This window comes from Streptomyces griseoruber (assembly GCF_001514205.1).
GTDB classification, from domain to species: Bacteria; Actinomycetota; Actinomycetes; order Streptomycetales; family Streptomycetaceae; genus Streptomyces; species Streptomyces griseoruber.
This window is the reverse complement of sequence record NZ_KQ948780.1, coordinates 180,462-200,966: the sequence shown is the minus strand read 5'-3', so window position 1 is coordinate 200,966 and position 20,505 is coordinate 180,462. Positions and strand designations below refer to the sequence as shown.

The 20,505-nt window shown below is 72.1% G+C and carries 21 protein-coding genes and 1 riboswitch; of the genes, 5 read left to right on the top strand and 16 right to left on the bottom strand.

What is annotated here, in order from left to right; genetic code table 11:
* Nucleotides 1-197: 197 nt before the first annotated feature.
* Entirely contained in the window at nucleotides 198-638 is a 441-nt protein-coding gene (locus AQJ64_RS36250) for an Lrp/AsnC family transcriptional regulator (RefSeq protein WP_055638077.1), read from the bottom strand.
* Between the two features lie 240 nt (nucleotides 639-878).
* On the opposite strand from AQJ64_RS36250, the gene AQJ64_RS36245 reads away from it, so the two are divergent.
* The gene (locus AQJ64_RS36245) at nucleotides 879-1,313 is read left to right on the top strand and encodes a hypothetical protein (RefSeq protein ID WP_055638078.1); all 435 of its coding nucleotides are present in this window, start codon (nucleotides 879-881) and stop codon (nucleotides 1,311-1,313) included.
* A gap of 46 nt (nucleotides 1,314-1,359) precedes the next feature.
* Here AQJ64_RS36245 and AQJ64_RS36240 read toward each other — a convergent pair whose 3' ends face one another.
* The 6 genes from AQJ64_RS36240 to AQJ64_RS36220 all read right to left on the bottom strand — a co-directional run bounded on the left by AQJ64_RS36240 (nucleotide 1,360) and on the right by AQJ64_RS36220 (nucleotide 7,715).
* The gene (locus tag AQJ64_RS36240) at nucleotides 1,360-2,463 is read right to left on the bottom strand and encodes a phosphotransferase family protein (protein ID WP_055638079.1); all 1,104 of its coding nucleotides are present in this window, start codon (nucleotides 2,461-2,463) and stop codon (nucleotides 1,360-1,362) included.
* 19 nt (nucleotides 2,464-2,482) lie between these two features.
* Entirely contained in the window at nucleotides 2,483-3,607 is a 1,125-nt protein-coding gene (locus AQJ64_RS36235; protein WP_055638080.1) for an Rv3169 family protein, read from the bottom strand.
* A 413-nt stretch (nucleotides 3,608-4,020) separates the two neighbouring features.
* The gene (locus AQJ64_RS36230) at nucleotides 4,021-5,193 is read right to left on the bottom strand and encodes an acyl-CoA dehydrogenase family protein (RefSeq protein ID WP_055636931.1); all 1,173 of its coding nucleotides are present in this window, start codon (nucleotides 5,191-5,193) and stop codon (nucleotides 4,021-4,023) included.
* 161 nt (nucleotides 5,194-5,354) lie between these two features.
* The gene (locus tag AQJ64_RS36225; RefSeq protein ID WP_055636930.1) at nucleotides 5,355-6,011 is read right to left on the bottom strand and encodes a TetR/AcrR family transcriptional regulator; all 657 of its coding nucleotides are present in this window, start codon (nucleotides 6,009-6,011) and stop codon (nucleotides 5,355-5,357) included.
* Nucleotides 6,012-6,105: 94 nt separating this feature from the next.
* Nucleotides 6,106-6,246 carry an SCO1431 family membrane protein gene (locus tag AQJ64_RS48520; protein ID WP_107103426.1) on the bottom strand — a complete coding sequence of 47 codons (141 nt, stop codon included), beginning with the start codon at nucleotides 6,244-6,246 and terminating at the stop codon, nucleotides 6,106-6,108.
* A 47-nt stretch (nucleotides 6,247-6,293) separates the two neighbouring features.
* Complete coding sequence (locus AQJ64_RS36220) at nucleotides 6,294-7,715, bottom strand: peptidase C39 family protein (protein ID WP_055636928.1); 1,422 nt, start codon at nucleotides 7,713-7,715, stop codon at nucleotides 6,294-6,296.
* A gap of 149 nt (nucleotides 7,716-7,864) precedes the next feature.
* On the opposite strand from AQJ64_RS36220, the gene AQJ64_RS36215 reads away from it, so the two are divergent.
* Both AQJ64_RS36215 and AQJ64_RS36210 read left to right on the top strand, forming a co-directional pair.
* Entirely contained in the window at nucleotides 7,865-8,506 is a 642-nt protein-coding gene (locus AQJ64_RS36215; RefSeq protein ID WP_055636927.1) for a uridine kinase family protein, read from the top strand.
* Between the two features lie 443 nt (nucleotides 8,507-8,949).
* Complete coding sequence (locus tag AQJ64_RS36210) at nucleotides 8,950-10,815, top strand: AAA family ATPase (RefSeq protein WP_055636926.1); 1,866 nt, start codon at nucleotides 8,950-8,952, stop codon at nucleotides 10,813-10,815.
* A gap of 21 nt (nucleotides 10,816-10,836) precedes the next feature.
* Here AQJ64_RS36210 and AQJ64_RS36205 read toward each other — a convergent pair whose 3' ends face one another.
* The 9 genes from AQJ64_RS36205 to AQJ64_RS36165 form a co-directional block, all read right to left on the bottom strand.
* Nucleotides 10,837-11,922 carry a hemolysin family protein gene (locus AQJ64_RS36205; protein ID WP_055636925.1) on the bottom strand — a complete coding sequence of 362 codons (1,086 nt, stop codon included), beginning with the start codon at nucleotides 11,920-11,922 and terminating at the stop codon, nucleotides 10,837-10,839.
* A complete protein-coding gene (locus tag AQJ64_RS36200) occupies nucleotides 11,919-13,268 on the bottom strand; it encodes a hemolysin family protein (RefSeq protein WP_055636924.1) in 1,350 nt (449 codons plus the stop codon). The genes AQJ64_RS36205 and AQJ64_RS36200 overlap by 4 nt, the downstream gene beginning before the upstream one ends.
* A gap of 206 nt (nucleotides 13,269-13,474) precedes the next feature.
* Complete coding sequence (locus AQJ64_RS36195) at nucleotides 13,475-13,957, bottom strand: PH domain-containing protein (protein WP_055636923.1); 483 nt, start codon at nucleotides 13,955-13,957, stop codon at nucleotides 13,475-13,477.
* A 20-nt stretch (nucleotides 13,958-13,977) separates the two neighbouring features.
* Complete coding sequence (gene hisG, locus AQJ64_RS36190) at nucleotides 13,978-14,832, bottom strand: ATP phosphoribosyltransferase (RefSeq protein ID WP_055636922.1); 855 nt, start codon at nucleotides 14,830-14,832, stop codon at nucleotides 13,978-13,980.
* Between the two features lie 49 nt (nucleotides 14,833-14,881).
* Entirely contained in the window at nucleotides 14,882-15,154 is a 273-nt protein-coding gene (locus AQJ64_RS36185) for a phosphoribosyl-ATP diphosphatase (protein ID WP_055636932.1), read from the bottom strand.
* A gap of 34 nt (nucleotides 15,155-15,188) precedes the next feature.
* The gene (gene ribH, locus AQJ64_RS36180; protein WP_055636921.1) at nucleotides 15,189-15,674 is read right to left on the bottom strand and encodes a 6,7-dimethyl-8-ribityllumazine synthase; all 486 of its coding nucleotides are present in this window, start codon (nucleotides 15,672-15,674) and stop codon (nucleotides 15,189-15,191) included.
* A gap of 24 nt (nucleotides 15,675-15,698) precedes the next feature.
* Nucleotides 15,699-16,988, bottom strand: coding sequence for a bifunctional 3,4-dihydroxy-2-butanone-4-phosphate synthase/GTP cyclohydrolase II (locus AQJ64_RS36175; protein WP_055636920.1), 1,290 nt, complete (start codon nucleotides 16,986-16,988; stop codon nucleotides 15,699-15,701).
* Nucleotides 16,985-17,635, bottom strand: coding sequence for a nicotinamide riboside transporter PnuC (gene pnuC / locus AQJ64_RS36170; RefSeq protein WP_055636919.1), 651 nt, complete (start codon nucleotides 17,633-17,635; stop codon nucleotides 16,985-16,987). The genes AQJ64_RS36175 and pnuC overlap by 4 nt, the downstream gene beginning before the upstream one ends.
* A complete protein-coding gene (locus AQJ64_RS36165) occupies nucleotides 17,632-18,240 on the bottom strand; it encodes a riboflavin synthase (RefSeq protein ID WP_055636918.1) in 609 nt (202 codons plus the stop codon). Before AQJ64_RS36165 ends, pnuC begins: the two co-directional genes overlap by 4 nt.
* A 148-nt stretch (nucleotides 18,241-18,388) precedes the next feature.
* A riboswitch (FMN riboswitch) is annotated at nucleotides 18,389-18,519 on the bottom strand.
* Nucleotides 18,520-18,764: 245 nt separating this feature from the next.
* On the opposite strand from AQJ64_RS36165, the gene AQJ64_RS36160 reads away from it, so the two are divergent.
* Both AQJ64_RS36160 and AQJ64_RS36155 read left to right on the top strand, forming a co-directional pair.
* Nucleotides 18,765-19,649: an RNA polymerase sigma-70 factor gene (locus AQJ64_RS36160; RefSeq protein WP_055636917.1), complete on the top strand. Its 885-nt coding sequence runs from the start codon at nucleotides 18,765-18,767 to the stop codon at nucleotides 19,647-19,649.
* A 97-nt stretch (nucleotides 19,650-19,746) separates the two neighbouring features.
* Nucleotides 19,747-20,496 carry an SDR family oxidoreductase gene (locus tag AQJ64_RS36155; protein WP_055636916.1) on the top strand — a complete coding sequence of 250 codons (750 nt, stop codon included), beginning with the start codon at nucleotides 19,747-19,749 and terminating at the stop codon, nucleotides 20,494-20,496.
* Nucleotides 20,497-20,505 lie beyond the last annotated feature (9 nt).

The window sequence follows — 20,505 nt, the reverse complement described above, 5'->3', positions numbered from 1 at the left end:
CGCGCCGCGGGACCGCGCTCGCACCTGGGGCGCGTCGAGGGGCACCCGGCGCCCCGGACCCGAGGAGGCCCGGCGTGCGCTCGTGATCTCGGCGTGCCGGCCGGAAGTCCTCGTACTGGACGTACTTGGGCTTTCGGCCGGTGCGGCGAGCGGGCGTGCCGGGCGTCGCGACGGGGCGAACGTTGCCTGCCGCGGCACTAGATCCGCGGCGGTCGCGCCTCGTACGGCGTGGACAGGACGACGGTCGTCCGGGTCGACACCCCGGCGAGGGCGCGGATCCGGCTGAGCAGCTCCTCCAGCTCGTGCGGGGTGGCCACGCGCACCTTGAGGATGTAGTTCTCGTCACCCGCGACGCTGTGACAGGCCTCGATCTCGGGCACGCCGGCCAGCCGGTCGGAGATGTCGTCGGGGGCGCTGGGGTCGAACGGTTTCACCGAGATGAAGGCGGTCAGGGGCAGCCCGACGGCCTCGGGGTCGACGACGGCCGCGTATCCCCGGATGACGCCGCGCTGTTCCAGCCGGCGCACCCGCTGGTGCACGGCCGACGTGGACAGGCCCGTGGCCTTGCCCAGGTCGGTGTAACTCATCCGCCCGTCCTTGACGAGCAGCTGCACGATTTGGCGGTCCAGCTCCTCCATGACGCAAGAACCTACAGTGCGTGTGATCTCCTCGGATACCTATGCAGCCCAGGTCATACCCGGTTCGTGATCTGCCGGGCGGCCGGAGCGGAGTGGCACCTGCGGATGGCATGTGACGAAGACCACAGCGCGCGTAGAGGCTTCGTGATGTCCTCGTGATTACCGCCGAGACGGGCTGGGAAGTGCTTGCTGTGGTCGAGGCCGCAGTGCCTTACGGCCCAGCCCGAGGGGGAGAATCCCATGCAGAGTCTTAAGCGCCCTGGCCGCACCGTGCCCAAGCGGCTGTCCGTGGTCGAGCCCGAGCCGGAGGGCGTCGAACCCGACGCGTTCGACGCCGACGAGCTCGACGCGTACGACACCTTCGAGATGTACCGGGTGATCTGCCCGGACTGCGCGCAGTCCATCGCGCTGCTGGCGGACGAGCAGGTCCTGCCGGAGCACGCGCTGTGCGCCTCGCCGTGGAACCCGTTCGGGCTCACGGTCTGCGCCGGCACCGGACGTCCGGCGTCCGAGGCCCGGTCGGCGGACGAGTCCGACCCGGCCCAGGAGCAGGAGACCGCGCTCCTGCTGACGCTCCCTCAGGGGCTCGACTGGCGTATGCAGCCCTTCTCGCACGTCGGCGGCCCGGGCTCGCGCCCGCTGCGCGTACCGGCGATGCGCCGCCAGGCCGCCTGAGCCGCGACGCCCGACTCCCGGGGGCCGGCTCCCAGCAGCCCGTCTCTCAGGAGCCCGTCTTCCAGTAGCTGCCCTGCACCATGGCCCGCAGGCTGCCGTGGTGCAGGATCAGTGTGTCCGGATCCGCCGGGACGGCCACCTCGCCGAAGTACGCCTGGCGGTAGGCGATCCGCAGCATGACGATCGCGTGCCGCAGCGCCGCGTACAGGGTGTGGAACTCCATGTCGCGCGGCGGGTACCCGGTGAGCCGCGCATAGCGCTCCTCCACCCGGTCGCGGCGCAGGAAGCCGGGCAGTCCGCGCTGTCCGGAGGCGACCGTCAGGTCCTGGAAGAAGCGGTGCAGATAGACGGTCCAGCCGAGGTCGACCTCGCGCGGGGCGAGCCCCGCCATCTCCCAGTCGAGTACGGCGGCGGGCTCGAAGCCGTCGTAGACGATGTTGCCGATGCGCGCGTCGCCCCAGCTGAGGACGGGTGGGGCCGGCTCCTTCGGCCACAGGTGCTCCAACCGGTCGAAGGCGGACTCGATCAGCGGTGACGGGGCGAGTCCGGCGATCACCCAGTCGTAGTAGGCGCGTTGGGCCGTGACATGGCGGCGCAGGGCGTCGCCCTCACCGGGGTACCCGAGGAACTCAGCCTCGTTCACCGGCACTTGGTCGTGGAGCCGGGCCAACAGGCCGATCGTCGCCGCCTCCAGGCGCTCCCGCTCCGCGTCACTCGCGGCGTGCAGCCAGTTCCCCTCGTAGGTGTAGGGCATCACATCGGGCGGGACCCGTCCCTCGACGCGTTCCATGACGAAGAACGGGGCGCCGAGCGGACCGGGATCCTGTTCCAGCCACAGCACGCGCGGCACGGGCACGTCCGTGTGCGCGGCCACCAGCCGCAGGGTGCGGTACTGGCGGACCATGTCGTACACGGGGAAGACGGTGTACGCCGCCGGGTCCGCCGCGAGCCTCAACGCGCAGCGGCGCAGGGGTGGTTCGGGGTGGTCGAGGTCGAAGAGCAGGGTCTCGCTGGACAGGCCGTTGGAGGCGGGCACGGTCACGCCGGTCGCCCGGGCGCCGGGCAGCCGGGTGCCGAGCCAGGCGGTCAGCCGGCGGGTCAGTTCCTCGGGGTCGCGGGTCGTGGTGCGCGGCCGCGGTGCCGTTGTCATGGGTCACCCTCCTGGTGGGTCAACCTCCTTGCGGGGCGACCGAGTCGAAGCCGGAGAAGCCGCTCGGGTCGTGGCGGCCGAAGGAGCCGTGCTCGAAGATGCCGTAACCGGTCTGGCCGTCGAGCCGGAAGCGGGCCGCGTGGTCGGTCACCCCGTAGGCGGCCCGGGGGTGAGGGACCGTCAGGTCGTAGCTGCGGCGGTCGGTCCAGCGCGGGCCCTGCCAGGTGCCGTGCTGCCAGTCGTCGGCCGGTGGATAGCCGGCGCCGATCGCGAGCGGGGAGGAGATGAGGATCTCCGCCTCCAGTTCCAGGGGTTTGCGGACGTCTCCGAGGTGGACGAGGGCGCGTTCGGGGTGGCGGGTGCCGGGCCGGTAGGTGATCTCGGGCTGGGGCCAGCCGAGTTGGCGGTCGCGGCGGCCGGGGCGCACAAGGGTGGCGTCGTTGAGGGAGCGGTGGCCGTCGGCGTCCTCCTGGGTGATGACCATCAGGAAGCGGTCGTCGAAGCGGACCGGGCACCAGATCCAGTGGAAGCCCTCGGTCGGATGCTCCTGCGCCAGCCGGCCGCCCTCCTCCCCGGGCACCGGGCGTACGCCCCAGCTGCGGTCCCGGGTCCCGGTCCAGGCGCCCGCCGTCAGCCGGGCCGTCTCGCCGCCCGCCCGCAGCCATCCCACGCACCGGCCGGCCTGCACGAACCGCTTCCCCTCCAGCGTGAGCCGGCCGCCGCGCCGCTGCTGGTGGTGCGGTTCCCACAGGGCCGGGAAGTCGGCCGACCAGTGGATCTCGTACGACAGTCCGTCCGGGTCGTCCGGGTCGGCGGCGCAGCTCAGCACGAAGTCCCGCAGCGGACGTTCGACACGGATGCGCAGCGGGCCGACCTCCAGGCGCATCCGGTCCTCGCCGAGGGCGTCACAGGCGCGGACGGCGTACAGGGTGTCCCCGCGGCGGAGGGTGGCGTAGGCGTCGATCACCCCGAGGTTGGGGTAGACGCCGAGGCCGGTGATCAGCAGGGCGTGGCCCCGGTGGTCGAGGACGTGGAAGATGCAGCGGTCGTAGGCGTTGCGGTCCCCGGTCGCCACGTGCTTCATCGACAGGGGCACCTGGTGGACGGGGTACTCGTCGAGCGGCACGGGGCGGTCGTCGGCCATGGGAACTCCTCCCTGGACGCAAGGGATTTGACGGTACGTCAGGGACGGTTCGGCGGCCAGGGGCGGGACCGGCCGAAAGCGGGGCCGGGGCCCTGCCGAACGCACGCTCGGGCGAACGGGCCGTGACCTGCCCTCACGCCCTCGCGTTGGCCCCGGTATGACCCTCACCTGTACGACGGCACGTGGACGGCATCGCCAGCCCGGTGCCTCCGCGGACGCCGGAGGCACCGGACACAGACCCGAAGAATCGGTTCCCCTGCCCCCGCCGGCTCCGGCCGCCCCGGCTCCCCCGCCGGACCCGCCCATCTACCGCGAGCTGATCCGCACCTGGTCCGACCGGGGCCGCGCCCTGCCGGGGCGGCACGACCCGGAGTGGGTGCGGCTGGCGGCTCCCCAGGTACGGCCGGGCCAGTTCAGCGAGTCTGCGGGCCCAGCAGATGACGGGCGATGACCATGCGCTGGATCTGGTTGGTGCCCTCGACGATCTGGAGGGCCTTGGCCTCGCGCAGATGGCGTTCGACGGGGAAGTCGGCGGTGTAGCCGTATCCGCCGAGCACCTGGACGGCGTCGACGGTGACCTGCATCGCGGCGTCCGTGCCGTGGAGCTTGGCCATCGCCGCCTGCCGGGCGAACGGCCGGCCGGCGTCCCGCAGCCGCGCCGCCGCCAGATACAGGGCACGGCCCGACTCGACGCGGGTCGCCATGTCGGCGAGCAGGAAGCGCAGGCCCTGGAAGTCGGCGAGGGGCCGCCCGAACTGCCGGCGCTCGGTGGCATGGGCGACGGCCTGGTCCAGGGCCGCCTGGGCGAGGCCGACCGCGCAGGCCGCGATGCCCAGGCGCCCGGAGTCCAGCGCGGCCAGGGCGATCGCGAATCCCTGGCCCTCCGCACCGAGGCGGCGGTCGTCGCTCACGCGGACGCAGTCGAAGTGGAGCTGGGCCGTGGGCGAGCCCTTCAGCCCCATCTTCCGCTCCGGCGGCGCGGCGGTGAGGCCGTCGGCGTCACCGGGCACGAGGAAGGCGGTGATCCCGTGCGGGCCCTCGCCGCCGGTGCGCGCCAGGACGGTGTAGAAGTCGGCGATCCCGCCGTGGGTGGTCCAGGCCTTGGTGCCGTCGATCACCCAGTCCCCGCCGTGCCGCACGGCCCTGGTCCGCAGCGCGGCGGCGTCCGATCCGGAGGAGGGTTCGGACAGGCAGTACGCGCCGAGCAGCCCGCCGCCGAGCACGCCCGGCAGATGCGCGGCCCGCTGGGCGTCGGTGCCGTGGGCGGCCAGGGCGTAGGTGGCCAGGGTGTGGACGCTGACCCCGAGCCCCACGGTGAGCCGGGCCGCGGCGAGTTCCTCCAGGACCTGGAGGTAGACCTCGTACGGCTGGTCGCCGCCACCGTGGCGGGAGTCGTACGGCAGTCCGAGCAGCCCCGACGCGGACAGGAGGGTGAACAGCTCGCGCGGGAAGCGTCCCGCGTCCTCCTCCGCGGCCGCCGTCGGGGTGATCTCCCGGCGGGCGATGTCCCGGACGAGGGCGAGCAGTTCCCGTGCCTCCTCCGTGGGCAGGAGACGGTCCACCGACGCCGGCACTCGCTCGCCCATGGTGCGTCTCCTCACTGCCGACCTGCGGCTTCGCGCTGTGAGTATGCCCGCAGGACGCTCTCCCCGCACGGCGGGGCGGCTCCAGGACCGGTCCACACCATTGACCGGACCGGCGTACGGCCTGGGGCGGAGGAGTACGAGCCTCCGCCCCTTGCGGGTGCTCAGTCCCTGCGGGCCGGCTTCGGTGCCGGGAAGGCGGGGTCGAGTTCCTCGATCGCGCGGAGGGTCCCGCCCAGGGTCTTCACCAGCAGGTCGCACATGACGTCGCGGGAGAGTTCGGGGCGGTCGATCCAGTCGAGGGTGGCGCCCTCGACGCTGCACACCCAGGAGAGCAGGGCCATCCGCGGCAGCGGCGGGACGTCACCGTCGCCGTAGGCGCCCTCGGCGATGGTCGCGACGATCGCCGCGCGCACCCCGTCCCGGATGGCGTGCACCTCGGTGTCGAAGCCGACCCCGCCGCTGACGATCGTGCGGAAGGCGGCCTGGTTGTGCTCGGCGTACCGGAGATAGCCGTCGATGGTGCGCTGGACCCGGTCCACCTGGGCCAGTTCCAGACCGCTCGCGGCGAAGGAGACCAGATCGGCGACGGAGTCCTGGACGATGGCCAGGTAATAGCCGCGCTTCGACTGGAAGTAGTAGTAGATCAGCCCTTTGGCGACGTGCGCCTGCCGGGCGATGTCGTCCATCGAGAGCGCGTCGTAGGACGTGTCGGCGAACAACTTGCGCCCGATGGTGATGAGTTCGGCGCGGCGCGCCAGTGAGCGCTCGGTTCCCCGCGCCCGGGGACGGACGGCGTCGCGCTGTTGGCTGATATTCAATTTCGACCTGGTCTCCAACGGTCGGCGGGACCACGTCAGTATGTCAGGTCGAACAGCGGGTCAGCTCACCCCGGCGGCAGCCGAACAGCGGAGGTCAGAGCAGTCCCAGGCGGGTCACCAGCATCGCGACGACGGCGACGAGGACCCAGCCCAGGACCTGCTCGACGATCTTCGGGCCGTCCTCGCCCGGGCCGCCGGTACGGGTACGGGTGGCGGTGGCGGCGTGTGCGGTCATGGTGTCCACTTTGCCACCGGCCAGGGCTTTTGCCGTCGAGACCTTGCTCACACGCTGACCCCCACCGCCTCCAGCGCCGCGCACTGGCGCACGGTCGGACGGACCGGGAAGTACAGGTAGCACACGCCCCCGCTGCCGGAGACGGTCTTGCCCGCCGCGTTGTAGCGCTTGGTCCTGAGCCAGATGTTCTCGAACTGCCGCCGCGCGTACACGCGCCGCACCGAGGCGTCGTCGGCCGAGTTCGGATCGTTGGCGATCACATCGCCCCCGGCCGTGAACCCGATCACGGTCATCAGATGGCCGGCCGTGCCGTACCCCGCGCCCGTGAGCTCCTCCTCGAGGAAGGACTGGGACGTCACGGCCGGGATGCCCGCCGCGATCAGCGTCTCCAGGTCGGTGAGGGACGTCAGCCGGGTGACCACGCTCCGCAGGCCGTCGAAGGTGGCCGCGTAGGCGGCGTTGAAGGGCCAGTTCCCGCAGCCCGCGTACTGGTGGTCGTACGTGTACCGGGCGGCGTGGCACACCTGCGGGTCGGCGTAGGACGGGTCGACCCACTTCAGCTGTGCGGGGGTCAGCCGGCCGCCCCAGTACTCGATGGCCATCTGGGAGGAGGTGGGGCTGCACCAGGCCTCGCCGCCGTTGTCGTACTGCGGGTACTGGCCCTGGTGGATCTCCTGCGAGTAGCGCGGGACCGCCAGCTCGCGCGCGAGGCCGGGCGCCGAGGCCGGGACGGTGAAGCGGTCCGGGACGGCGGAGCCCATCACGCCCAGCCGCCACACGGTCGGGGTGAGCGTCGTACCCGGGCGGCGGTACAGGGTCAGCCGGGTCCGGTACGAGCCGATGCGCAGGCCCGTCGAGGCGTCGTCGACGGCGAGGGTGTCGGTCCAGACGGTGCTGCGGCCGTCGCTCTGGCCGTCGACCGAGGCCCGTCTGATGTCCTGGTCTCCGGAGGCCCAGCGGCCCATCACGTACCAGGGGGTGTCGGTGCCGTCCGCGTACGTGGCCCGCAGCTCCACCTGGAGCCAGGTGCCGGCGGGGGTGCTCGCGTTCCAGGAGGCGATCACCTCGGTGGCGGGGACGGCGAGCCGGTGGACGGGGGACGTCCAGGTCGCGTACTCCCAGTCGGCGGTGGTCCTGGCGTGCGGATCGGCGTGGGCCAGGGTGCCGGCGGCGCTGCCCAGGACCAGGCCGGGCCGCTCGCCCGCGACGGCACGGGTGCCCTCCGCGGAGCCCGAGCTCCAGTCGGCGTACGTGAACCAGGAGCGGAGGTCGACGGTCCGGGCGGCGGCCGACCCGGCGCCCGGGGTCACGGCCATGGCCTCGGCGTCCGCGGTCCCGGCGGGGGCCGCGGCGTCCGGGGCCGCGCCGGGGGCCGGGGCGGCATGGGCCGGGACCGCGCCGCCCGCCACCGCGACGGCGACCGCAGCGGTGAGGACGGTTCTGCGGGAGGGGTGGTCTGAGCTGCTCATGGGCGGAAGGACCCCCAGGGTGTCCGGTGCACGACTGTGCGCCCACTATGAGCGCGGGCGGCCACGCCCACCAGCACCGCAGCCTCGGAGGTCACCCGTGTCGCACTAGACTTCCGCGCCGTGCGCACCCGTATCCCGCATCCCGCCCCGTGAGGCCGCCGGCACCCGCCGTCCGCCGGCTGGCCGCCCGGCTCCGCCGGCTCCCGCCGTCCTGCGGCCCGGTCCGGCTGATCGGGGTCGACGGGCACGCGGGCTCCGGGAAGTCCACCTTCGCGGGCCTGCTGGCCGAGGCGCTCGGCGGGGCGCCGGTGCTGCACCTCGACGACATCGCCAGCCACGCGGAACTGTTCGCGTGGTCCGGGCGGCTGCTGACCGAGGTGATCGAGCCGTTCGGCCGCGGCGAGAGCGCGCACTACGCCCCTTATGACTGGCGCGAGCACCGCTTCGGCCCGCCCCGGCCGCTGCCCGCGGCGCCCGTCGTCCTGATCGAGGGGGTCGGCGCGGGCCGCCGCGCCCTGCGTCCGTATCTGGCCTTTCTGCTGTGGCTGGAGATGGCGCCCGAGCAGGCCTGGGCGCGCGGGCGGGCGCGGGACGGGGAGGAGCAGCGGGAGTTCTGGGACGGCTGGGTCCGGGCGGAGGCGCACCACTTCTCGGACGACCCTTCGCGCCCCTATGCCGGGCTGCTGGTACGGCAGTTGGGCAAGGGGTACGAGGTACTGCCGGGGCTGCGGGGAGACCCCGCGGGACACCCGGATGTCACCCACCGTGAGGGACCACCCGCGATGTGGTGAACGTGTGAAAAGCCCCGCGCTCGAACTTCGCCAACTGCCTCAACTTCGCTTGACCGGCGGCCCGTACAGGTCTTACGTTCTGAATGTGCGGCAATCGCAGCCGCCCCAAGTCGCGAAGCCCCCGGTTGTTCCCCCGTGATCGGGGGCTTCGTTCTGCCCTCGCACCGCTCCGCAGCCCCCTTTTCCGGACGCGCCACGACGCCGCGCGCTCACCGAGGGTCACCGTTGCGGGATGCGCCCCGTCCGCTCCCACCTCGTCAAACGGCCTGGGCGGCACCCTTCGGCAGGCACTCCTCCGCAGGTACGATGCCCTCGGTGCGACCTACGGACAGCTGCTTCGCGCACCTTGCAACTCCGGTCCGCGGCACAGCGGTTCGACCAAGGCAGCCGGCGGGCGAGGGCCCGGTGGCAAACCGACGGGGGCACGGTTTGTGGGGGACGTGATGGATTTCGGCACGCAGGGCCTGGAGGCCCCGGCCGACCTCGCCTGGCTACGAGGCGTGGACGCCTACACCATGGGCGCGTATCCGCAGGCGGAAGAGGAATTCCGCACGGCGGTACGGATCGATCCCGGGATGGCCGACGGCTGGCTCGGGCTGCACGCGCTGCGCGTGGACACGACGACGGCGCTGCTGCGGATGTACCGGCACCGGGACCGGTTCGGCGAGCAGCGCGCCCGGCACCGCAGGACGCTCAACTCCTGGTACTGGCTGGGCTGGTGGGTGCAGCCGGTGCTGGAGAGCCCGCGCGATCTGCTGCTCGCGCACGCCTCGCACTGGCTGGACGGCCGGCATGTGCCCGAGCTGGACCGGGCGCTCGCCGGGCTCCCACCCGTCGACACCGACCACCAGGTCCGGTTTCTGCACGCCTGCCGCGCCTATCTGGTCAAGGACTGGGAACAGCTGGTCCGGCACACCGACCCGCTCCTGGACGACCCGCTGCTCGGTATCGAGGCCGGGCTGTTCGGCGGGATGGCCCGGGTCCGGCTGGAGATGTACGGCCAGGCCGAACCGCTGCTCTCCGCCGCCCTGATGCGCTGCCGCAGCGAGCAGCCGCAGCGCAAGGAGCTGCGGTACTGGCTGGCCCGGGCGCACGAGGGCACCGGCCGCTCGGCCGCCGCGCTCCCGCTGTACCGGGCGGTGCACCGGGTCGATCCCGCCTTCATGGACACCTCGGCGCGGCTCGCCGCGATCGCCGAGGGCGACGGCTACGACGACCCCTCCGACCTCGCCGCGGTCACGCTCACCGGGATCGGGCAGGACGTGGGGGACGGCCCGGACGTCCTCGACCCGCTGTTCGGCACCGAGGGCCGGGACCTCAAGCTCACCGACCCCCCGGACCTGCCGCCCGTGGGGCCGCTGCCGTCGGTCGCCGACCCGGCGGTCCGCGCGAAGACGGTCGTGGGGTCCCCGCTGCCCGCCGGACCCACCGACCCTGGCTTACTCGAGGAGGCGCTCGCCGAACTGGAGCGCATGGTGGGCCTGGAACCCGTGAAACGCCAGGTCAAGGCGCTGTCGGCGCAGCTCAACATGGCCCGGCTGCGGGCCGGGCAGGGCCTTCCGGTCCAGCCGCCCAAACGGCATTTCGTCTTCTCCGGCCCCTCCGGCACCGGCAAGACCACGGTGGCCCGCATCCTCGGCCGGGTCTTCTACGCCCTCGGTCTGCTCGGCGGCGACCATCTGGTGGAGGCCCAGCGGGCCGACCTGGTCGGCGAGTACCTCGGCCAGACCGCCGTCAAGGCCAATGAGCTGATCGACTCCGCCCTCGGTGGTGTCCTCTTCGTGGACGAGGCGTACTCTCTCTCCAACTCCGGGTACGGCAAGGGCGACGCGTACGGCGACGAGGCGCTCCAGGTGCTGCTGAAACGGGCCGAGGACAACCGTGACCATCTGGTGGTGATCCTGGCCGGCTACCCGGAGGGCATGGACCGCCTGCTCGCCGCCAACCCGGGGCTGTCCTCCCGCTTCACCACCCGCGTCGACTTCCCCTCGTACCGCCCCCTCGAGCTCACCTCCATCGGCGAGGTGCTCGCCGCCGAGAACGGTGACGTGTGGGACGAGGAGGCGCTGGACGAGCTGCGCTCGATCGCCGGACACGTCGTGGACCAGGGGTGGATCGACGAACTGGGCAACGGGCGGTTCCTGCGGACGCTGTACGAGAAGAGCTGCGCCTACCGGGATCTGCGGCTGTCGACGTACCCGACGGCGCTGACCCGGGACGACCTGTCGACCCTGCGGCTCCCGGACCTCATGCAGGCGTACGGCGAGGTGCTGTCGGGGCGGGGGCCGCAGGATCCGTCGTCGATGTAGCGGGGACGGGTGGCCGCCGCGCTAGCCGGCCATCGCCTCTTCCGGTTCGCCGCTCGCCCGTGGCTCCGTCAGCCGGACCTCCGGGACGTCCCGGTGCGCCGGGTCGGTGACCTCGCCGACCAGGAGCTCCAGTACGTCCTCCAGGGCGGCCAGGCCCAGCACCTTGCCGGAGGCGTCCGCGACCTGGGCGAGGTGGGTGGCCGCGCGGCGCATCACCGTCAGGGCGTCGTCCAGGGGGAGGTCGGAGCGCAGGGTCGTCATCGGGCGCCACAGCTGCTGGGGTACCGCCCGCTCGGAGTCCTCCACGTCGAGGACGTCCTTCACATGGACATAGCCCATGAAGGCGCCGTTCTCCGCGGCGACGGGGAAGCGGGAGTAACCGGTGCGGGCGGTGAGCTCGACGATCTGGCCCGGTGTGACCGACGGGGGCACCGTGATCAGCGACTCCCGCTTGAGGAGGACGTCCGTCACCGGACGGGAGCCCAGTTCCAGCGCGTCCTCCAGACGCTCCTGCTCCTCGGGGTCGAGGAGACCCGCCTGGCCGGAGTCCTCCAGCAGCCGGTTGAGCTGCTCGCTGGTGACGACGGCCTCCACCTCGTCCTTGGGCTCGACCCGGAAGAGCCGCAGGATGGCCTGGGCGCAGGCGCCGAGGGCGACCGTGATCGGCCGGCAGACCCGCGCGAAGGCGACCAGGCCCGGGCTGAGCCACAGGGCCGCCTTCTCGGGGGCCGCCATCGCGAGGTTCTTCGGGACCATCTCGCCGATGACGAGGTGGAAGAAGACCACGGCGGCCAGGGCGATGACATAGCCCAGCGGGTGGATCATGCCGTGCGGGAGGTGGATCCACTCGAAGAACGGTTCCAGCAGCTCGGCCACGGTCGGTTCGGCGACCGCGCCGAGGGTGAGGGAGCACAGGGTGATGCCGAACTGGGCGGCGGCCATCATCTGCGGCAGGCGCTCCAGGCCGTGGAGGACCTGGCGGGCGCGCGCGGTGCCCAGGGGCTCGATCTGGCTGCGGCGCACGGAGACGAGCGCGAACTCGGCACCCACGAAGAAGCCGTTGGCCAGCACGAGCAGCGCGGCGAAGACGAGTTGGAGGACGCTCATCGGGCGGCCTCCGCGGCCTGGGCCGCCGCGGCCTGACCGAGCCGGCCGACGTGGACCAGCCGGACCCGTTCGGCCCGGTAGTGGCCGACCCGGCGCACGGACAGCCGCCAGCCGGGCAGTTCCGTCCGGTCGCCGACGGCCGGGATGCGTCCGAGCAGGTCGGCGACGAGGCCCGCGACCGTCTCGTACGGCCCCTCGGGCACCTCCAGGCCTATCCGCTGGAGGGTGTCGACCCGGCAGCTGCCGTCGACGTCCCAGGCGGGCTTGCCCTCCTCGGGCGGGGCGGCGGCCAGTTCGGGGGTGTCCTGGCCGTCGTGCTCGTCGCGGACCTCGCCGACGATCTCCTCGACGATGTCCTCCAGGGTGACCACGCCCGCCGTGCCGCCGTACTCGTCGACGACGACGGCGATGGGCTGCTCGCTGCGCAGCCGGGCCAGCAGTGGCTGGACGGGCAGGGTCTCGGGCACCAGCAGCGCCGGGCGGGCGATACGGGCGACGGGGGTGCGCAGCCGGTCCTGGACGGGGACGGCCAGGGCGTCCTTGAGGTGGGCCATGCCGACGATCTCGTCGATCTTCTCGCGGTAGACGGGGAAACGGGACAGGCCGGTGGCCCGGGTCAGATTGACCACGTCCTCGGCGGTGGCCGAGGACTGCAGGGCGCTGACCTTCACCCGTGGGGTCATCACATGCTGGACGGTCAGCTCGGCCAGCGACAGGGTGCGGACGAACAGGTCCGCCGTGTCCTGTTCGAGAGCGCCGGCCTGGGCCGAGTGGCGGGCCAGGGAGACGAGTTCGCCGGGGGTGCGGGCCGAGGCCAGCTCCTCGGTCGGCTCGACGCCCAGCGCGCGCACCAGCCGGTTGGCGACGGTGTTGAGCGCCGAGATCACCGGCCGGAACAGGCGGGAGAAGGCGTGCTGCGGGCCGGCGACGAACCGCGCGACCTGGAGGGGCTTGGACACCGCCCAGTTCTTGGGCACGAGTTCGCCGACCACCATCTGGACGGCGGAGGCGAGCAGCATGCCGACGACCACGGCGACACCGGAGACGGCGCCCTCGGGGATGCCGATCGCGGTGAACGGGGTGTGCAGCAGCTCCGCGAGCGCCGGTTCGGCGAGCATGCCGACGACGAGCGAGGTGATGGTGATGCCGAGCTGGGTGCCGGAGAGCTGGAAGGACAGCTCCTTGAGGGACTCCACGACCGTACGGGCGCGTTTGTCGCCTTCGGCGGCGGCCTTCTCCGCTTCCGGCCGCTCGACCGTGACGAGGCCGAACTCGGCGGCCACGAAGAAGCCGTTGGCCAGGATGAGCAGGAACGCGGCCGCCAGGAGCAGCAAGGGGATGGTCATGATGCCGCCGCCTCCGGAACGTGCCGGATGGGGGCGGCGCAGGTACTACAGGACGAACCGTCCATCGCCGGAGAGGGTCACTCCTCGGGTAGCAGGAAACCCCTGTGCACCGGCAGGGCACCACAGGGGCGGAGGCACAAAGGGAACGCCTCCGTCACCAGATTAATCAAGACAGGGCCTTGAGCGGCAGGGGCGACGGCCCCGAGTCAGCCCTGATCTTGCCCAGTGGGCGTCTCGGGGTCCCGGACCGAGCGTGCCTCGACGAGTCCGCGCAGCGCCCGGGCGTCCGTGATGGCCTGCTGCTTGTTGATGCCGGGCTGGATGCCGAGCGCGGGCAGGCTGGTGCCGTCGGTGAGGTCGAGGAACACCCAGGGGTCGCCCGGACGGAGGTTCACCTGGATGATCTCGGCCCAGTCGAGCCGCCGCCTGCTCGCGATGTTCACCACGGTGACGCCGGTGCCGTCGGCGACGACCCGGACCCGCGCGAGCTGGGCCAGCGCCCAGAAGATCAGGGCGCCGGTGACGACGAAGCTGAGACGCTCCCCCGGGCCGAGCTTCTCCAGCAGCATGGCGACGCCGGAGATGACGAGGAAGATCGCCACCCCGGCGCAGAGCAGCACCGCGCGGGTGCGGCCCGGCCGGAAGGTGACGGGGAGGGTGGGCAGCTCGCTGCCCGGAAGATCGGACATGTTCCCGGTGGAGGTCGAGGTCAGAGGCGGCAGGCGTGGATCGCCGTGGTGAGGATGGCGCGGGCGCCGATGTCGTACAGGTCGTCCATGATCTGCTGCGCCTCCTTGGCGGGGACCATGGCGCGCACGGCGACCCAGCCCTCGTTGTGCAGCGGGGAGACGGTCGGCGACTCCAGGCCCGGGGTCAGCGCGACGGCCTTCTCCAGCTGCTCGACACGGCAGTCGTAGTCCATCATCACGTAGGTCCGGGCGACCAGGACGCCCTGGAGGCGGCGCAGGAACTGCTGCACCTTGGGCTCGGCCTCGTCGGACTCCGCGTCGGTACGGCGGATCACGACGGCCTCGGACTTCATGATGGGCTCGCCGAAGACCTCCAGGCCCGCGTTGCGCAGCGAGGTGCCGGTCTCGACGACGTCGGCGATGACCTCGGCGACGCCCAGTTCGATGGCGGTCTCGACGGCGCCGTCGAGGTGGACCACGGAGGCGTCGACGCCGTGCTCGGCGAGGTGGCCCTCGACGATGCCCTCGTAGGAGGTGGCGACGGTCCGGCCCTTGAGGTCCTCGACGCCGTTCGCCGTGCCCGGCTTGGCGGCGAAGCGGAACGTGGAGCGGGCGAAGCCGAGCGGGAGGATCTCCTCGGCCCTGGCGCCGGAGTCGATCAGCAGGTCGCGGCCGGTGATGCCGATGTCGAGCTTGCCGGAGGAGACGTAGATCGCGATGTCGCGGGGGCGCAGGTAGAAGAACTCGACCTCGTTGGCCGGGTCGACGATCCGCAGTTCCTTGGACTCGCGGCGCTGCCGGTAGCCGGCCTCATGCAGCATCTCCGCCGCAGGGCCTGACAGGGAACCCTTGTTGGGGACGGCGATGCGCAGCATGAGGTCGGCTTCCTTCGCGGGAGAAGTGGGTGTCTGTCGGGATCGGGTATTACAGGTGGGCGTAGACGTCGTCCAGCGAGATTCCGCGGGCGACCATCATCACCTGGACGTGGTAGAGCAGCTGCGAGATCTCCTCGGCGGCCGCCTCCTTGCCCTCGTACTCGGCGGCCATCCAGACCTCGGCGGCCTCTTCGACGACCTTCTTGCCGATGGCATGGACGCCCTTCCCGACGAGTTCGGCGGTGCGGGAGGTGGCGGGGTCGCCGGTGGCGGCCTTCTGCTGGAGCTCGGCGAAGAGCTCCTCGAACGTCTTCTTGGACATGGTGCGTCCCACCCTAGCCGTAATGCCGGGCCGCCTACCTCCAGGGTTCAGATACTGAGCGGAGGGTGGCCGCGGTGGCCACGGCGGCGGTCACGGCCTCGTTCCCCTTGTCCTCGTGGGAGCCCTCCAGACCGGCCCGGTCGAGGGCCTGCTCCTCGGTGTCGCAGGTGAGGACGCCGAAGCCGATGGGGACACCGGTCTCGACGGAGACCTGGGTGAGGCCCTGGGTGACGCCTCCGCACACGTACTCGAAGTGCGGGGTGCCGCCGCGGATGACGACACCGAGGGCGACGATCGCGTCGTAGCCGCGGCCCGCGAGGACCTTGGCGACGACCGGGAGCTCCCAGCTGCCGGGGACCCTGAGCAGGGTCGGCTCGTCGATGCCCAGGTCGTGCAGGGCGCGCAGCGCGCCGTCGACCAGACCGTCCATCACCTTCTCGTGCCACTGGGCCGCGATGACGGCGACCCTGAGGTCACCCACATTGCGTACGGACAGTTCCGGTGCGCCCTTGCCGCTCACGTCTCTCCTCGAGGTGTTTCTTGCTTACTGGTTGCCGCAGGGGGACACGGGGGCCGTGTCCAGCCAGGGCAGGTCGTGTCCCATCCGGTCCCGCTTGGTGCGCAGGTAGCGGATGTTGTGCTCGCCCGCCTGGACGGGCATCGGCACCCGGTCCGTGACCTCCAGACCGTGCCGGACGAGCGCGTCGCTCTTCTCGGGATTGTTGGTCATCAGACGGACGCTGCGCACGCCGAGGTCGGCGAGGATCTGCGCGCCCGCCCCGTAGTCCCGGGCGTCGGCGGGCAGACCCAGTTCCAGGTTGGCGTCGAGGGTGTCGTGGCCCTGTTCCTGGAGTTCGTACGCCCGCAGCTTGGAGAGCAGGCCGATGCCGCGTCCCTCGTGTCCGCGCAGGTAGACGACGACGCCCCGGCCCTCGCTCTGGATGCGCTCCAGAGAGGCGTCGAGCTGGGGGCCGCAGTCGCAGCGCTGGGAGGCGAAGATGTCGCCGGTGAGGCATTCGGAGTGGACCCGGACCAGGACGTCCTCGCCGTCGCCGAGTTCGCCGTGGACGAGGGCGACGTGCTCGACGCCGTCGGTGGTGGAGCGGTAGCCGTACGCGGTGAAGGTGCCGTGGACGGTGGGCAGCCGGGTCTGGGCCTCGCGGCGGACGGTCGGCTCGGCGCTGCGGCGGTAGGCGATCAGGTCCTCGATGGAGATGATCGTCAGGCCGTGCTTGCGGGCGAACGGGATCAGTTCGGGCAGCCGGAGCATCCGGCCGTCCTCGCCGGCGATCTCGACGATCGCGCCGGCCGGGCGCAGCCCCGCGAGGCGGGCGAGGTCGACGGCGGCCTCGGTGTGGCCGTTGCGGGTCAGGACCCCGCCGGACCGGGCGCGGAGCGGGAAGATGTGGCCGGGGCGGACGAAGTCGGTCGGTTCGGCGTCGCCGCTCGCCAGGAGCCTCAGGGTGGTGGCGCGGTCGGAGGCGGAGATGCCGGTGGTGACGCCGTGCGCGCCGGAGGCGTCGACGGAGACGGTGAAGGCGGTCTTCATCGACTCGGTGTTGTCCTCGACCATCTGAGGGAGCTTCAGCCGGTCGAGTTCGTCGCTCTCCATGGGGGCACAGATCAGGCCGCGGCACTCGCTCATCATGAACGCGATGATCTCGGGGGTGGCCTTCTCGGCGGCGATGACGAGGTCGCCCTCGTTCTCGCGGTCCTCGTCGTCGACGACGACGATCGGGCGGCCGGCCGCGATGTCGGCGACGGCCTGCTCGACGGGGTCGAGGCTGAGGTCGTCGAGGCCGTCGGTGCTGTACAGGATCGGTGCCGCGCTCATGCCGGCGCTCCTTCCAGGGTGGGCCGCGCGGCCTTGCGGGAGCGCAGCCACCAGTCGCGCATGCCCCACAGGACGAGCGCGCCGTAGATGACGTAGACGAAGCCGGAGAAGGCATAGCCGTTGGCGAAGTTGAGGGGGACGCCGACCAGGTCGACGAGGAGCCAGGCGATCCAGAACTCGACCATGCCGCGCGCCTGGGCGTACATGGCGACGACGGTGCCGACGAAGATGTAGGCGTCCGGCCAGGGGTCCCAGGACAGGGACGGGTAGGCCTTGAAGAGCAGGGCCACGGCGACCGTGCCGAGGGCGGCGGCGCCGAGCATGGCCGCGCGTTCGGTCCAGGTGGCGAAGCGCGGGACGATGTGGCCGTCCCCGCCGTCCTCGGCCCGGCCCTTGTTGCGGTTCCACTGCCACCAGCCGTACAGGGCGACGACCATGACGACGACCTGCTTGCCGGCGCTGCCGGCCAGGTGGCCGTAGAAGGCGGTGAACAGGACCAGGCCGGAGAGGAACTGGACGGGCCAGGTCAGGAGCGAGCGGCGCCAGCCGAGGGCGAGGGTGATCAGGCCGAGGATGTTGCCGATCATGTCCGACCAGATGATGTGCTGGTCGAACGCGACGAACGCTTCGGAGTTCAGCCAGTTCACCGGCCCGCTCCCTGCTGTGCGGTGGTCAGCAGGCGCTCGACGTACTTGGCGACGATGTCGACCTCGAGGTTGACCGGGTCGCCGGGCTGCTTGAGGCCGAGCGTGGTCAGCGCGAGGGTGGTGGGGATGAGGCTGACGGTGAAGAAGTCGGGGCCGGCCTCGACGACCGTGAGGCTGATGCCGTCGACGGTGATGGAGCCCTTCTCGACGACGTACCGGGCGAGCCCGGCCGGGAGGGAGACCTTGACGATCTCCCAGTTCTCGGAGGGCTTGCGCTCCAGGACCCGGCCGGTGCCGTCCACGTGTCCCTGGACGATGTGCCCGCCCAGGCGGGCGCCGACGGCGGTGGGACGCTCGAGGTTGACGCGGGAGCCGACGGCGAGGGCGCCGAGGCTGGAGCGGTCGAGGGTCTCGGCCATGACGTCGGCGGTGAACTCGTCGCCCTCGTGGTCGACGACGGTGAGACAGACCCCGTTCACGGCGATGGAGTCGCCGTGCTTCGCGCCGTCGGTGACGACGGGGCCGCGCAGCCGGAAACGGGAGGCGTCGCCGAGATTCTCGACGGCGGTGACCTCACCCAGTTCTTCGACGATTCCGGTGAACACTTCCCGGGTCCTCCTGCCTCATTGGGGCACGGACTCCGGGGCCTGTCGATGACGACAGCAGACACGAGCGGGGACATCGGGGGCGACGCCGACAGACTCGTCCGCCTGGACGAGTACACATACGGCGGCGCGCACGAATGCCCGCCCGCCGCGCACTGCCTCCCATCCGGACTTTAACCGTCGGTCCAGGAATTTCACCTGGTCAACCGGCCACTGGAAGTGACCGGGTCGCGGACTATAACCGCCGGTTCGGACTTTCACCGACCCCGGAGTGCGCTGCTTTAGGTACAGGGCCAGTGTGCCACGCCCGATCGTCGTCCATACGGGCGAAGTATGTGGGCTCGCTCACAGGCGCCGAGAGCACACCCGACAGCTGGTCCAGACCTATTGACCCTATTGGTCTAGTCCTCTTAGGGTCGTCGGGTGCGTCCGGCGGCGGTGACGACGGCCCTTGCCCGTCGCCGGGCCTCCCAGCCCGGGGCTCCCGGCGCGGGCCCCCTTCGGGGCTCTGGCAGGGTGAGCCCATGACGACGACCGCGACCGCCGACGAGTTCGAGACACACCGTCCCCGGTTGTTCGGGCTCGCGTACCGGATGCTGGGTTCGGCCGAGGAGGCCGAGGACGCGGTCCAGGACGCGTACCTGCGCTTCAGCGGGGCCGACCGCAGCGCGATCACCCACCCGGCGGCCTGGCTCGCGAAGACCGTCACCAACCTGTGTCTCACCCGGCTGACCTCGGCGCGGGCGCGGCGCGAGCGCTATGCCGGGCCCTGGCTGCCCGAGCCCGTGGTCACCTCCGACGGCACGCTCGGCCCCCTGGAGTCGGCCGAGCAGCGGGACGCCGTGTCGCTCGCGATGCTGGTCCTGCTGGAGCGGCTGACACCGACCGAGCGGGCGGTGTACGTGCTGCGGGAGGCGTTCGCCTACAGCCACCGGGAGATCGCCGGGACGCTCGATCTGAGCGAGGCCAACTGCCGCCAGCTGTACCGGCGGGCCGAGCAGCGGCTGGCGGCCGGGGAAGGCCGTTTCGACGTTCCCGCCCGGCGACGGGAGGAGCTGGTCGCCTCCTTCCTCACGGCGGCCCGGGACGGCGACCTCGCCGGCCTGGAGCGGATCCTCGCGGCCGACGTGACGTGGTGGAGCGACGGCGGGGGCAGGGTCAGCGCGGCCCGGCGGCCGATCGAGGGGCGCGAGAAGGTGCTGCGGTTCCTGGCCGGCGGCTCCCGGAGCTTCGCGGCGGGCTTCACGTACACCGCCGTCGAGCTCAACGGCGCACCGGCGCTGCTCGCCCGGGACGGCGGCACCCTGGTGGCCGCGATCGGCTTCGACTGCGGCCCCGACGGGATCACCGGCCTGCGGGCGGTGGTCAACCCGGACAAGCTGGACTTCGTACGACGTCAGCTCGCGTGATCGCGGGGTCTGTCACATTCGGCGGGCACCGCTCGGTCTCAGCGGGCGAAGGGCGTTCCGTCCGGGAGCGCCCCGGTGTCCGAAGGAGCTGAACGGCATGACCACGATCCTGGTGACCGGCGGTACCGGAACCCTCGGCAGGCTCGTCACCGAGCGGCTGCGGGCGGACGGGCACGAGGTGCGGGTGCTGAGCCGGCACAGCCGGCCGTACGCCGTCGATCTGCGGGAGGGCGGGCCGGGGCTGGACACGGCCCTGACCGGTGTGGACACGGTCGTGCACTGCGCGAGCACCCCGCGCGGGGGCGACGAGAAGGCGGCCGCGCAGCTGATCGCGGCGGCCCGGAAGGCGGGGGTACGGCACCTCGTGTACATCTCGATCGTCGGGGTGGACCGGGTGCCGTTCGGCTACTACAGGGCGAAGCTGGCCGTGGAGCGGCTGGTGGCGGACTCGGGGCTGGGCTGGACCGTGCTGCGCGCGACCCAGTTCCACGATCTGGTGCTCCAGGTGCTGGAGGCGCTGGCCAGGGTGCCGGTGCTGGTGCTGCCCGCCGGGGTGAGCGATCAGCCGGTGGAGGTGGCCGAGGTCGCCGGCCGGCTCGCGGAGCTGGCCGCCGGGGCGCCGGCGGGGCGCGTCGCGGACATGGCGGGACCCGAGGTCCGTACGTTCGAGTCGCTGGCCCGCGCGTATCTGAAGGCGAGCGGCAAGCGGCGCCGGGTGGTGAACCTGCCGCTGTTCGGCGCGGCCTACCGGGGGTTCCGGGCGGGCGGCCACCTGGCACCCGAACGGGCCGTGGGGAAGGGGACGTTCGAGGAGTACCTGGCGGCACGCGCGCGTGGGGCCCGGTGAGCGGCACAG

Excerpts from the sequence above, each read along its gene's own strand:
- AQJ64_RS36185 (WP_055636932.1), bottom strand. The coding sequence starts at position 15,154 with ATGTCCAAGAAGACGTTCGAGGAGCTCTTCGCCGAGCTCCAGCAGAAG.
- AQJ64_RS36175 (WP_055636920.1), bottom strand. The coding sequence starts at position 16,988 with ATGAGCGCGGCACCGATCCTGTACAGCACCGACGGCCTCGACGACCTC.
- AQJ64_RS36195 (WP_055636923.1), bottom strand. The coding sequence starts at position 13,957 with ATGTCCGATCTTCCGGGCAGCGAGCTGCCCACCCTCCCCGTCACCTTC.
- AQJ64_RS36200 (WP_055636924.1), bottom strand. The coding sequence starts at position 13,268 with ATGACCATCCCCTTGCTGCTCCTGGCGGCCGCGTTCCTGCTCATCCTG.
- AQJ64_RS36155 (WP_055636916.1), top strand. The coding sequence starts at position 19,747 with ATGACCACGATCCTGGTGACCGGCGGTACCGGAACCCTCGGCAGGCTC.
- AQJ64_RS36205 (WP_055636925.1), bottom strand. The coding sequence starts at position 11,922 with ATGAGCGTCCTCCAACTCGTCTTCGCCGCGCTGCTCGTGCTGGCCAAC.
- AQJ64_RS36250 (WP_055638077.1), bottom strand. The coding sequence starts at position 638 with ATGGAGGAGCTGGACCGCCAAATCGTGCAGCTGCTCGTCAAGGACGGG.
- AQJ64_RS36230 (WP_055636931.1), bottom strand. The coding sequence starts at position 5,193 with ATGGGCGAGCGAGTGCCGGCGTCGGTGGACCGTCTCCTGCCCACGGAG.
- AQJ64_RS36235 (WP_055638080.1), bottom strand. The coding sequence starts at position 3,607 with ATGGCCGACGACCGCCCCGTGCCGCTCGACGAGTACCCCGTCCACCAG.
- AQJ64_RS36220 (WP_055636928.1), bottom strand. The coding sequence starts at position 7,715 with ATGAGCAGCTCAGACCACCCCTCCCGCAGAACCGTCCTCACCGCTGCG.
- AQJ64_RS48520 (WP_107103426.1), bottom strand. The coding sequence starts at position 6,246 with ATGACCGCACACGCCGCCACCGCCACCCGTACCCGTACCGGCGGCCCG.
- AQJ64_RS36160 (WP_055636917.1), top strand. The coding sequence starts at position 18,765 with ATGACGACGACCGCGACCGCCGACGAGTTCGAGACACACCGTCCCCGG.
- AQJ64_RS36240 (WP_055638079.1), bottom strand. The coding sequence starts at position 2,463 with ATGACAACGGCACCGCGGCCGCGCACCACGACCCGCGACCCCGAGGAA.
- AQJ64_RS36245 (WP_055638078.1), top strand. The coding sequence starts at position 879 with ATGCAGAGTCTTAAGCGCCCTGGCCGCACCGTGCCCAAGCGGCTGTCC.
- AQJ64_RS36210 (WP_055636926.1), top strand. The coding sequence starts at position 8,950 with ATGGATTTCGGCACGCAGGGCCTGGAGGCCCCGGCCGACCTCGCCTGG.
- hisG (WP_055636922.1), bottom strand. The coding sequence starts at position 14,832 with ATGCTGCGCATCGCCGTCCCCAACAAGGGTTCCCTGTCAGGCCCTGCG.